Annotated in this window: 13 protein-coding genes; 10 read left to right on the top strand and 3 right to left on the bottom strand. The window is 60.8% G+C overall.

Annotated features, from left to right (window positions below):
- The 6 genes from F8K16_RS06465 to rluB all read left to right on the top strand — a co-directional run.
- A partial coding sequence (locus F8K16_RS06465; protein ID WP_294948415.1) for a PHP domain-containing protein occupies positions 1-637 on the top strand: 637 nt, incomplete at its 5' end.
- Positions 634-1,248 carry an L-threonylcarbamoyladenylate synthase gene (locus F8K16_RS06460; protein ID WP_294948413.1) on the top strand — a complete coding sequence of 205 codons (615 nt, stop codon included), beginning with the start codon at positions 634-636 and terminating at the stop codon, positions 1,246-1,248. The genes F8K16_RS06465 and F8K16_RS06460, both read left to right, overlap by 4 nt.
- On the top strand, positions 1,245-1,907 hold the full coding sequence (locus F8K16_RS06455) for a site-2 protease family protein (protein WP_367122825.1): 663 nt from the start codon (positions 1,245-1,247) through the stop codon (positions 1,905-1,907). The genes F8K16_RS06460 and F8K16_RS06455 overlap by 4 nt, the downstream gene beginning before the upstream one ends.
- Positions 1,904-2,686, top strand: coding sequence for a segregation/condensation protein A (locus F8K16_RS06450; RefSeq protein WP_294948411.1), 783 nt, complete (start codon positions 1,904-1,906; stop codon positions 2,684-2,686). The genes F8K16_RS06455 and F8K16_RS06450 overlap by 4 nt, the downstream gene beginning before the upstream one ends.
- A 1-nt stretch (position 2,687) precedes the next feature.
- Positions 2,688-3,251 (top strand): SMC-Scp complex subunit ScpB, encoded by a 564-nt coding sequence (locus F8K16_RS06445; RefSeq protein ID WP_294948409.1) that lies wholly within the window; start codon positions 2,688-2,690, stop codon positions 3,249-3,251.
- Complete coding sequence (gene rluB, locus F8K16_RS06440) at positions 3,235-4,068, top strand: 23S rRNA pseudouridine(2605) synthase RluB (protein ID WP_294948407.1); 834 nt, start codon at positions 3,235-3,237, stop codon at positions 4,066-4,068. Before F8K16_RS06445 ends, rluB begins: the two co-directional genes overlap by 17 nt.
- A gap of 307 nt (positions 4,069-4,375) precedes the next feature.
- On the opposite strand, the gene F8K16_RS06435 is transcribed toward rluB, so the two are convergent.
- Positions 4,376-4,819: a hypothetical protein gene (locus F8K16_RS06435; protein WP_294948405.1), complete on the bottom strand. Its 444-nt coding sequence runs from the start codon at positions 4,817-4,819 to the stop codon at positions 4,376-4,378.
- Positions 4,820-4,898: 79 nt separating this feature from the next.
- On the opposite strand from F8K16_RS06435, the gene F8K16_RS06430 reads away from it, so the two are divergent.
- From F8K16_RS06430 to F8K16_RS06420, 3 genes are read left to right on the top strand one after another with little or no spacing between them, the layout of a single operon-like run.
- The gene (locus F8K16_RS06430; protein WP_294948403.1) at positions 4,899-6,452 is read left to right on the top strand and encodes an RNA polymerase factor sigma-54; all 1,554 of its coding nucleotides are present in this window, start codon (positions 4,899-4,901) and stop codon (positions 6,450-6,452) included.
- Complete coding sequence (locus F8K16_RS06425) at positions 6,449-7,150, top strand: response regulator transcription factor (RefSeq protein WP_294948401.1); 702 nt, start codon at positions 6,449-6,451, stop codon at positions 7,148-7,150. Before F8K16_RS06430 ends, F8K16_RS06425 begins: the two co-directional genes overlap by 4 nt.
- Positions 7,150-8,664 (top strand): ATP-binding protein, encoded by a 1,515-nt coding sequence (locus F8K16_RS06420; protein WP_294948399.1) that lies wholly within the window; start codon positions 7,150-7,152, stop codon positions 8,662-8,664. Before F8K16_RS06425 ends, F8K16_RS06420 begins: the two co-directional genes overlap by 1 nt.
- 4 nt (positions 8,665-8,668) lie before the next feature.
- Here the strand turns inward: F8K16_RS06420 and F8K16_RS06415 are convergent, their stop codons facing one another.
- A complete protein-coding gene (locus F8K16_RS06415) occupies positions 8,669-9,904 on the bottom strand; it encodes an SPOR domain-containing protein (RefSeq protein ID WP_294948397.1) in 1,236 nt (411 codons plus the stop codon).
- A gap of 47 nt (positions 9,905-9,951) precedes the next feature.
- Here F8K16_RS06415 and F8K16_RS06410 point away from each other — a divergent pair, with 47 nt between their 5' ends.
- Positions 9,952-10,092 carry a hypothetical protein gene (locus F8K16_RS06410; protein ID WP_294948395.1) on the top strand — a complete coding sequence of 47 codons (141 nt, stop codon included), beginning with the start codon at positions 9,952-9,954 and terminating at the stop codon, positions 10,090-10,092.
- Here F8K16_RS06410 and F8K16_RS06405 read toward each other — a convergent pair.
- A partial coding sequence (locus F8K16_RS06405) for an MATE family efflux transporter (RefSeq protein WP_294948393.1) occupies positions 10,053-11,045 on the bottom strand: 993 nt, incomplete at its 5' end. The two genes, F8K16_RS06410 and F8K16_RS06405, sit on opposite strands and share 40 nt — an antisense overlap.

Below are 11,045 nucleotides of genomic sequence, written 5' to 3'. Positions count from 1 at the left end.
GGGCCAGACACTGCATGTGGTCGGTCTGGGCCTGAATACGGAGTCGGAGGCGCTGAAACGGTTTCTCAAGGCGACACGCACGCTGCGCGAGGCCCGTGCCGAGGCCATCTGCGGCAAGCTTGCAAAGATCGGGCTGGAGATCGACTGGCGCTCCATCGACACTCACAGCATAGGACGCGGGCACATCGCACAGGTGCTGATCGAACGCGGCTGGGTGCGCACCCATCAGCAGGCGTTCGACCACTATCTCAAGCGGGGACGCAAGGGCCATGTCAGGGCCGAATGGCTGTCGCTGGAGGTGGGCGTGGCGGCCATCCGGGCCGCTGGGGGCATCGCCGTGCTGGCCCATCCCGGTGTCTATCGCATGACCCCCAGCAAGATGCGCCGCCTGCTGGCAGCGTTCCGGGACGCCGGCGGAGAAGGAATCGAGGTGATCACCGGCGCCCACGGCTCGCCCGCCGACCAATCCGCCGCGGAACGGGCACGGCAGTTCGATCTGTTCGCCTCCATGGGGTCGGACTTTCATCACCCGGACTGGCCCTGGCGCCAGCTGGGGCGGTTAAAATCTCTGCCGGACGGCGTGCGTCCCATCTGGGAGGCGCCGCAACTTGAGCCCTATTTTCAGGACGCGCCATGAGCAGAATCATTGAAATACATCCGGACCACCCGCAGCCCCACCGCATCGGCGAGGTGGTCAAGGTGCTGGAGCAGGGTGGGGTGATCGCCTATCCGACAGAATCCGGCTACGCCCTCGGCTGCCTGCTGGACAACAAGCAGGGGGCGGACCGCATCCGCGCCATCCGCCGCCTGCCGCCGGATCATGACTTCACGCTCATGTGCCGGGATCTGAAGAACTTGGGCGATTACGCCCGGGTAGGCAACAGCCAGTTCCGCTACATTCGCAGTCTGATCCCAGGGCCCTACACCTTCATTCTGCCGGCCACCCGCGAGGTGCCACGGCGATTGCAGAACCCCAAGCGCAAGACCATCGGTCTGCGCGTGTCACCCAACGCCATTGCGCAGGCGTTGCTGGAGCAGCTGCCGGATCCGCTCATGAGCGTCTCGCTCATTCTGCCGGGCGAGGAGATGGTCATGACCGATGCCTGGAGCATCAAGGACGAGATCGGCCATGCGCTGGACCTGATCGTGGATGGCGGCTACAGCGGCCATGAACCCACCACCGTCATCGACCTGACCGAAGACGAACCGGTGGTGGTGCGTGAGGGGCAGGGGGCCGTGCCGCAATGATGATGGAACTGACGCTGGCGCAGAAGATCGCCGTCTGGACATTGCCGGTGCTGCTGGCGATCATCCTGCACGAGGTCGCCCACGGATGGGTGGCCTGGAAGCTGGGTGACCCCACCGCAAAGGCCAGTGGGCGGCTGACGCTCAACCCGCTGGTGCACATCGACCCGATCGGCACTGTGGTGGTGCCACTGATCACGCTGGTGCTGGGTGGCATCATCTTCGGCTGGGCCCGGCCGGTACCGGTGGATCAGCGCTATTTCAAGGATCCTTACCGGGACATGGCCAAGGTGGCCATTGCCGGCCCGACGGCCAACTTCCTCATGGCGGTGGGCTGGGGCATGCTGGCGCTGCTGGGGCAACGTCTCAGCCCCACCATGCCGGAAATCGGCTGGTTTCTGCTCTATTCCGGAATCGCTGGCATTCAGATCAACCTGATTCTGGCAGCCCTGAACCTGATTCCGATTCCGCCGCTGGATGGATCGCGCATTGTGGCCGCCTTTCTGTCACCTTCTATCAGGAACAGCTATTATCGCCTTGAACCCTATGGTTTTTTCATTCTGCTGGGTCTGATCTTCACCGGATTGCTCAACCCGATCATTCTGCCCATCTTCAATGTGCTCCGTGGCCTGCTGCAGCAGATTCTCGGGCTGATGACATGAGTGAGACAACCATTGCCCGCCTTGGAGATCAGACGGTTGAGGCGCCTGCGGACCTCTATATTCCGCCGGATGCGCTGAAAGTGCTGCTCCAGCAGTTCGAGGGGCCGCTGGATCTGCTGCTGTGGCTCATCCGGCGCAACCGCTTCGATATCCGCGATCTGCCCATCGCCGAGATCGCCCGGCAATATGACCGTTATATCGAACTGATGCGGGCACTGGACATAGAACTGGTGTCGGAATACCTGTTCATGGCGGCCTGGCTGGCGGAGATCAAATCACGCATGCTGCTGCCGAGGCCCGATCTGGGCGAGCTGGAGCAGGAGGAGGAAGAGGATCCGCGCGCGGCACTGATGCAGCGGCTGCTGGCGTATGAAGGCTACCGGCAGGCGGCCCAGTGGCTGGAACAGCAGTGCCGGCATGCGGCAGAGGAGATCTGGCCGGTGCAGCTCTGGGATGACGCGTTTGTGGCGGACAGGCCACCGCTGGAAATGGAAGCACTTTTTCAGGCGCTGGGCGAGATTCTGCTGCGACAGGGCTGGCAGCAGGCCCATGAAGTGGTGCAGGCGCCCATTGAGCTTGAGGACAAGCTTTCGGAGGTGCTGGCCCGGCTGGACCGACCCGGCCGGCACATCGCCTTTGAGCAATTGCTTCGACCGCAGGAAGGGCGCATGGGCGTGGCGGTGACCTTTCTGGCACTGCTCGAACTGCTGCGACAGGGCGTGATCGAACTTCATCAGCCCGACCTGTTTGCGCCCATTGAACTGAAGCGGGTGGCCTGACATGTCTGATAACGTCCGTGACGAAGACGCCATCGCATGTGTTGCCGCATTGCTGTTCAGCGCCGAAGCGCCGCTGAATCTGTCACAGCTGAAAGCGGCCAGTGAACTGGACACGCTCGCACTGCAGCAGGCACTGGAACAGTTGCCGGATCGTCTGGTACCGCTGGGTCTTGCGCTGGACAGAAGCGCCGAAGGCTGGCGCATCCGCGTGGCGGATCAATATGTGCCCCGGGTCAGGCAGCTGCACGCCCGCAAGGCGCCGAAACTTTCCCGTGCCCAGCTGGAGACGCTGGCCATCATCGCCCACCGCCAGCCGGTGACCCGTGCGGAAATCGAACAGATCCGCGGCGTCTCGGTAGCCAGCGGGGTGATGCAGGCGCTGCAGAACTATGGCTGGATACGCATCACCGGACACAAGGACGTGCCGGGCAAGCCAGCCTTGTGGCGCATCACACGACAGCTGTTGATCGACCTTGGGGTCGAAAGTGAGCAGGCGCTGCAGCTGAAACTGGACGAAATCGTGCGACAGACACAACTGGAATTGCAGAATGAACAACAGAACTGAAACGGAAAAGCTGCAGAAGGCCATCGCCGAGACCGGCTTTGCCTCACGTCGTGAAGCGGAGCGCCTGATTGATGCGGGGCGGGTGCGCGTCAACGGCCATGTGGCCCACCTGGGCCAGCGCGTGCGACCGGAGGATGAAATCAGCATCGATGGCCGTCGCCTCAAACGCCCCAAACCGGATGTGGGCTTTACCGAGGTGCTCATCTATCACAAGCCCGAAGGGCGCGTGTGCACCCGCAAGGATGAACAGGGACGGCCGACCATTTTCGAGCAGTTGCCCAGACGGCATCACGGCCGCTGGGTGAGCGTCGGGCGACTGGACCTCAACACCAGCGGCTTGCTGCTTGTGACCAACAATGGCGAGCTGGCCAACCGCCTCATGCACCCGCGTCATGAAGTGGAACGGGAATATGCCGTGCGCATCCTCGGCGAACTGACCGAAGAGGATATCAGCCAGCTTAAGCGGGGGCTGCAACTGGAAGATGGGCCGGCGCGATTTGAAAGGGTGCGCCCCGTTCCGGGCGAGCAGGAAGGACGCAACCACTGGTATCACGTGGTCATAAAGGAAGGGCGCTATCGGGAAGTGCGTCGGCTGTTCGAGAAGCTGGGCTATACCGTCAGCCGCCTGATCCGTGTACGCTATGGCGACATCCGTCTGCCAAGGGATCTGCCAAGGGGCAAGACCCGTGCACTGACCTGGAAGCAGGTCAACGCGCTGCTGCGCAGCGTAGGGTTGCCGGAAGAGCCGCGGCCTGACCATCGACATTCGGCGGCCAGTGCCAGCCGCACAAAACAGGTCCGTCGCCGCCGACGTTGAAACGGCGTAATCGAACGGGGTCTCCCCTAATTTTGCAGGCTGCGGCTCTGGCCGCACTTTGGCTGACCGGCTTTTTCCTGCCGTTTGAGCCTCAAAAGGCTCGAAGAAGGCCTCAAACTGCGTAGTGGGGGGTGTGCTGCAACACTGACCCAGACACATAATTTAACATAATACAAATTATGCGAAGAATGATGCAGGGGCTGACGAAGGCCACCCTGACGGACATATACCTTGTTGCCTGTTCAGACCTATAAAAGAAACGCCCGGCGTTGCCGGGCGTTTTTCAAAGGCGTGCCTGGTGCTTTTCTCAGCTGTTGGATCCCGCTATGAACAGCATGGGAATCAGGGACACCAGTGCCAGCAGGATCGGCACCCACGCCTTTTCTTCCTTGTGCACGACGCCGACCACCCCGGCAATGCCCGCGATGATGGCTGCCAGCCAGGACAGCGGCGGAAACACCATGGCGAACAGCACCGCAACGACGCCTGAGGCCATGCCCAGTGTCACGTAGTTGCCCGGATTGTATTTACGCGTGTTGCGCATGTCGTCCGGCAGATTGCTGGCTGAAATGACGCGCCCCATGATGGCGTTGATCTCGCTTTCCGGCAACGGCGCCTCCATGGCCAGCTCTTCTTCATTCATGCCCACTGTGATTTTCTTCCAGCGGTAGAGTTCCCTGAGCAGATCTTCCCAGTCCGCCTCATCCGGCAGCTCGCTCAAAATCTGTGCCAATTCTTCCTTCATGCTCATGATTTTCCTCCTCAGTGGGCATTTCTCAGGCGATTCTTGGCTATTATATAGAAACACTCTTCAGGAGGAACGGAACACCATGGCCTTGTTTCCGGGCATGCAGGTCAATCTGACCCAGTCCCAGCAGCTCAAGCTGACGCCTCAGCTGCAGCAGTCGATCAAGGTGCTGCAGCAGTCCGTTCTCGAGGTTCAGCAACTGGTCGAGCAGACGCTTGAAGAAAACATTTTTCTTGAGCTGGAACAGGACGAGGATGGTCTGCTGGAGGCCCTTGCGCCGGAGACTTCCAACGAGGAAGACGCGCCACAGCAGCCCGACACTGACGAGATTGCCGAAACGGTGTCGGAGACCCTGCCAGAGGATCCGGCCGCCCTGTCTGACGAGTTGGAATCGGATACCAGCTGGGAGGACATCTATCAGGATGATGGGGGGCCGATTACCGCTCACGGGCGTGTTTCGGACGAGGACTTCACCGCTGCCGAGAACTACACCGCTGAACTGGAAACACTGCATGATCACCTCCTGTGGCAGGTGGAAACCCTCCATTGGGACAATCCGCTGGATCAGCTGATCGCAGAATATATCGTCGATTCCATTGATGATGACGGTTATCTGCAGGACAGCCTCGCCCAGATTCGCGACGCGGTGAGCGAACATGCCGGCGAGCCGGTGACGGAGGCGGATGTACAGCGGGTCTTGGATACCGTTCAGCAGTTTGATCCCACCGGCGTGGGTGCGCGGGATCTGCAGGAATGCTTGCTGTTGCAACTCAGGGCGGCCAAGCCACTGCCTGAGGACAGCGCCCTGCATGAACAGGCGGAGGACCTGATCAGCAATCACTTCGATCTTCTGGCCAATCACCAGTACAAGCGCATACAGCGGCGCTATCGCCTCAAGGAGCCGCAGCTGCACGAACTGATCCACTACATTCAGCGTTTCGATCCCCGCCCCGGCCGACAGTATGCCCCGGTTGAGCGGGACTATGTCATCCCCGATCTGATCCTGCGTCGGGTCGGCGAGGAGCTGATGCTGGAGCTCAATCCGGAAGCCTATCCGCGCCTGCGCCTCAATGCCGAATACATTCAGCTGGCCCAGCAGGTGGAGGATCCGAAACAGAGTGAACAGCTCAGGGAAAAGCTGGCCGAGGCCCGCAATCTCATCAAGAGCCTGCACCACCGTGGTGAGACCCTGTTGCGTGTGGGACGCTTCATCGTCGAACGCCAGAAGCGCTTCTTTGAGGAAGGCGAAAAGGCCATGCAGCCGCTTGTATTGCGGGATGTGGCCGAGGCGCTGGATCTGCACGAGTCCACCATCTCCCGTGCCACCAGTCAGAAATACATTCAGACGCCGCGGGGCACCTTTGAGCTGAAATACTTTTTCAGCACCGCCATCGTCCAGTATGGCGAGGAAGATCAGTCCGCCGTAGCCATCAAGTCACACATCCGTGAGCTGATCGAGCAGGAGGATCCGAAAAAGCCGCTCAGTGACAGCAGAATCGCCGCTCTGCTGGAGGAACAGGGCATCCATGTGGCCCGGCGCACCATCGCCAAGTATCGCGAGGCCATGGGTATCCCCGCCTCGTCCGAACGCAAGCGGCTCAACTACTTCAAAACCACGACGAGGAGCAGCCGATGAGTGACGCCAAGGCGCTGATCGCACTGGTGGAAGACGACCCGGCCCAGCGGCAGCTGCTGGCCGAAAGCCTGCAGGAAGCCGGTTTCGCCGTGCAGACCTTCAATGATCGTCCGGAGGCGGAAAAGCATCTGCTGGCAGAACCTGTGGACGTGCTGGTCTCCGACATCATGCTGGCCGGCGAACGGGACGGCGGCTTCGATCTGGCCCGGCACCTGCAGCAGGCCGGCTTCCGCGCACCGATCATCTTCCTGTCCGAACGGCAGGATGAGTATGACATCATCACAGGCCATGAGATCGGCGCGGTGGACTATCTTCCCAAACCCATAAACATCAACATTCTGATTGCAAAAATCAACAATCTGCTCAAGCTTACACGACAGTCTGCTCTTGACTCGCGCATTGAGGGTCTGGAGATGGATCCGGCCGACATGCAGGTCAGCTGGCATGGCAAGCCGGTGCATCTGACGGCGACGGAATTCGAGATGCTGCGCCAGTTCGCCCAGGCGGGGCGCAACCATGTGGTCACCTATGACCAGCTCAAGGAAGCCACTCAGGGTGTAGTGGAGCGCAACACCATCAATACCCACATCTGCCGCATCCGCAATGCCTTCCGCAAGGTGGATCCGGATTTCAATCTCATTCAGAACGAATACGGTCGCGGCTACAGCTGGCGCGCCAAGGACGAGACCGCCCGCTGATGCTGCTGTCGATCCGGCGCCGTGTGCTGGTGCTGCTGCTCATTCTGCTGCTGATGCCGGTGCTCTTCTACCGGCTGGCGCTGGAATTCAACCGCCAGCTGCTGGAACAGCAGATCATCCAGCAGTCGCAGACGGTGCAGAACCTGGCGCTCATTCTGGCCAACCGGCCGGACCTGTGGTCCCGGCAGATCTTCGCCGGCAGTCATGCCCATCAGCCGCTTCAGCATCTGGATCTGACCCGCTCCGCCCTGTGGATCGTCAATGACCGGGGTCAGACCACCTATGTCATCGGCCACCTGCCCATGGGCAGCGACATGGTGCGCTACGACAGCTTGTTCGCGGAGATAGGACGCACCACTATACGGCTGATTCACAGCCTGTTCCCCTCCTCTCTGCCCTATCTGATTCCCATCGACCCCCAGCCGGAACGCTCGTTGCTGCGCCAGGCGCTCAGCGGTGGCACGGCGCAACGCTTCCGCTTTGACGCATCCGGTCAGCCCCTGTCGCTCATGTCCGCCACACCGCTGGTGGTCAATGGACGTCAGATCGGCGCCATCGTGCTGGAACAGCGGGTCGAAACCCTGTTCGGCCCCAGACTGCGCAATTTCTACCGCATCATCGGCATTGCGACGGTGGTCATGCTGACGTTGATGATCATCATCGCTCTGTATGCCCTCTCCCTTTCCGGACGCATCACCCGGCTGGAGAAGGATGTGCTCCAGGCCTTCGACCGTCGCCGCAGTCAGCTTGCGGACTTTCAGGACACCCGCAAAACCCGCTGGTTGTGGGATGAGGCGGATCAACTGCGCCACCAGATTTACGTTCTGCTGTCCGAACTGCGCAACTATGAACGCTTTCTGCGCAATCTGCCGCGCACACTGCGTCATGAGATTCACAATCCGCTAAACCGGCTGCACCTGAGCCTGCAGCGTGTGGCCCAGACTGGCCGACTGGATCCCTATCTGCAGCAGGCACAGCATGGCGTGGCCCAGCTGCAACATATTCTTGACGCCCTCAGCGAGGCTGGCAGCATCGAACAGGCACTGACCCGTGCCGAAAGGGAAAGCTATGACGCCATCCCCATGCTGCGCGCCTATGGAGAAGCCCTGCGGGAGCAACATGGAGATCGCCTGAAACTGCAAATCGAGGCCAAGGAAGCATTGATAACGGGCGATGGCTTTTTACTGGAACAGGCGCTCGACAAACTGATCGACAACGCCTTTGATTTTTCGGAAGACGGCACAGTGACATTGCGTGCCCGCAAGGAACAGCAGGCGCTTGTCATCGAGGTTGTCAACAAGGGCCGCCTGCCCGACGCTCTGGCACCTGAGCAGCTTTTCAGCGGCATGACCAGCGTGCGTCCCGCAAGCAAGGGAGGTGATGCGCCGCATCTTGGACTGGGGCTCTATGTGGCCCGACTGATAACGGAGTTTCATCACGGTCAAATCCGCGCCCTGCAACAGGGTGACGAAGTGGTCTTTCAGTTGCGCCTGCCGCTCGCGCAAAGCGACTGACGCCTCATTCAGCCGTCGGCAGGCTCTTCTGCAACGCGCGCACGCGGCGCACCCATGGGTTGATGCCGGTGCGCTTGCGGATCTCGTCAGCGGCCGACTGGGCTGTTTCACGATCCGGGTAGATGCCCTGCACCAGCACATAGAAGGTGCGGCCGATGCGCTGCTGACGCACGATGCGTGCGTCATTCAGCTTCTTGCGCTGACGCAGCTTGACCAGGCTGCCCCGATCCAGAACGCTGGCCAGCTGCAGCAGCCATGCGCCGCCGGGTTGCGCACGCAGCCACTGCTCGCTTGCCGTCAGTTCTCCCGGTGCTGCGGCCTTCAGCTTCACATCAGGCGTCTTGGGTGGAACGGGTGCGGGAATGCCCTCAGACTTCTCCGGCTTTTCCCGGTCCTCTTCAGGAACCTTTTTCTGATCAGGCGGCGCCACCGTTTCACCCGTTCTCTGGGTTTCAAGGGTTCTCAAGCTCTTGATCTGGGTCAGAATGGCGGTGAAACGCTTGTCGATCACCTGCTCGATGCGCTGACTGAGCTGTGCCAGTTTGGCGTCCAGCACCGCCTCGGTGATGACATTGGCATTGTTGAGCTCGGCTTGAACCTGCTCACGCACCTGATCACTTGAGGGAGATGACACGGGGGCGGCCGCCACTCCCCCGTTCTGCTCCAGACGGGCCACCCGCTCGACCAGCGCGTCGAAACGGGCACTGTCCCCGCCCGTCGCCATCTGCTTTTCCAGGGTGTCCACCTTCATTTTCAGATCAGCCACCTGCTGCCTGAGCTGCGTGTTGACCGCTGTGACAGCCTCCACCTGCCGTTTCAGGTCAAGCCATGCCAGACCACCGGCACCCAGTGTCAACGCCATGAGGGTTACGCCAATGAGTGATGTGTAGATGAGCGTGCGACGATCAGTACCGCTGGAACCGTTCATGGTCGGCGCGTCTCCTGTGGAAGATGTGAGGTGGGAAGTGTCGGACTGTGAGGAAGAAGACTGTTGCGGCCGGGAGGCGCTTTGCTGCTTGCCGCCGCGCCGGCTCTGTCCGGCATGACGCAGATCCAGCACCACATCGTCATTCTCCTCACTGAGGGGTTTTCCGACGGCATCCGCGTCAGGCATGACTTCTTCAGCGGCCTTGAGCCAGTCCTGCAGCGTCAGCTCCCCCCCCTTGCTGCGGGCGCGGGATTCAATCTCCGCCAGAATGCGCTGGCGCTCCCGTTCAAAATCGCTCTGTGGTGACAACATGGGCCGTTTACAATGTTTTGCTCATTATAAAGGGACGGAAATCGAAGATGTATTCCATTACCGGGGAACATGTTCTCAAGGCGTCTCTGATGACATTGGGCATGACACTGACTGTCGTGGTGGTGGTCGGGCTGGTGGTCTATGGCCTCTATCTGTTTTTCCGCCAGAACGACGAGGAGGACAGGTAAAGTGTCAGCACCACGCCTGCTGTGGTCAGCCCGACCGCCAGCGCGAGCCAGTAGCCCCTGACACCCCATTCCTGATACCAGGCCAGCCAGCTGCCGCCTCCCAGTCCAATCCCCCAGTAAGCCACGAGCGTAGCGGCCAGTACGCTTCGCGTGCGTCCGAATGCCCGCAGAATGCCCGCGGCGGTCATCTGCAGCGCATCCCCCACCTGATAGGCCACCGCATAGAGCAGCAGCGAGGCGGCCAGTGAACGGATGCGCTCGTCCGTCGTGAACAATGTCGGCACCCGGTCATGCAGCAACCATGTCACAACACTCAATCCTGCGCCGGTCAACGCTGCCAGACTCAGCATGCGCAGAGCAAATTGACGAAGTTGAACCGCATCCGCCTCGGCACGAAGCCTGCCTGTCTCAATGGAGACAGCCAGTGCCAGACTGAATGGCACCACATACAGGACGGAGGTGACGTTGAGGGCAATCTGATGCGCACTGAGGGGCTGCACACCCATGGGGGCAACCAGCAGCGCCAGCAGCATGAACAGAGAGACTTCCAGCAGCAGGGCGGTGGCCGCCGGTGAGCCGACGGCCAGCAACTGCCGAAACTGCCGACCTTGTATCCGTCCGGGCGCCAGCAGCATTTTCAGGTGCCGGTCCCGGCGCACCAGCCAGATTGAAAACAGCACCCCCAGCAACAGAGAAACTGTCGTTGCCAGTCCACATCCTGCGCCCCCCAGACCATCGTAGGGGCCAATGCCCAATACAAGAAACACGTCCAGCGGAATATTGACCAGAAACATGATCAGGCTTGTCAGAACGGTCAACCGAACCCGCCCCAAGCCTTCCCAGATGAAACGCAGTGGAAAATGCACGGCAGCCAGAATGAGCGATGGCAGGCCGAGCCAGAGATATTGACGGGCGAGCGCCTCGACGGTCGCATCGGTCACAAGATGCGGCAG

Source organism: Sulfurivirga sp., from assembly GCF_015490265.1.
Taxonomy (GTDB): domain Bacteria; phylum Pseudomonadota; class Gammaproteobacteria; order Thiomicrospirales; family Thiomicrospiraceae; genus Sulfurivirga.
The sequence above is the reverse complement of the archived record's forward strand: the minus strand, read 5'-3'. Positions and strand labels throughout refer to the sequence as shown.

Coding starts and splice junctions, on each gene's coding strand:
- rluB (WP_294948407.1), top strand. CDS start 3,235: ATGAACAACAGAACTGAAACGGAAAAGCTGCAGAAGGCCATCGCCGAG.
- F8K16_RS06430 (WP_294948403.1), top strand. CDS start 4,899: ATGGCCTTGTTTCCGGGCATGCAGGTCAATCTGACCCAGTCCCAGCAG.
- F8K16_RS06455 (WP_367122825.1), top strand. CDS start 1,245: ATGATGATGGAACTGACGCTGGCGCAGAAGATCGCCGTCTGGACATTG.
- F8K16_RS06445 (WP_294948409.1), top strand. CDS start 2,688: ATGTCTGATAACGTCCGTGACGAAGACGCCATCGCATGTGTTGCCGCA.
- F8K16_RS06425 (WP_294948401.1), top strand. CDS start 6,449: ATGAGTGACGCCAAGGCGCTGATCGCACTGGTGGAAGACGACCCGGCC.
- F8K16_RS06420 (WP_294948399.1), top strand. CDS start 7,150: ATGCTGCTGTCGATCCGGCGCCGTGTGCTGGTGCTGCTGCTCATTCTG.
- F8K16_RS06415 (WP_294948397.1), bottom strand. CDS start 9,904: ATGTTGTCACCACAGAGCGATTTTGAACGGGAGCGCCAGCGCATTCTG.
- F8K16_RS06410 (WP_294948395.1), top strand. CDS start 9,952: ATGTATTCCATTACCGGGGAACATGTTCTCAAGGCGTCTCTGATGACA.
- F8K16_RS06460 (WP_294948413.1), top strand. CDS start 634: ATGAGCAGAATCATTGAAATACATCCGGACCACCCGCAGCCCCACCGC.
- F8K16_RS06435 (WP_294948405.1), bottom strand. CDS start 4,819: ATGAGCATGAAGGAAGAATTGGCACAGATTTTGAGCGAGCTGCCGGAT.
- F8K16_RS06450 (WP_294948411.1), top strand. CDS start 1,904: ATGAGTGAGACAACCATTGCCCGCCTTGGAGATCAGACGGTTGAGGCG.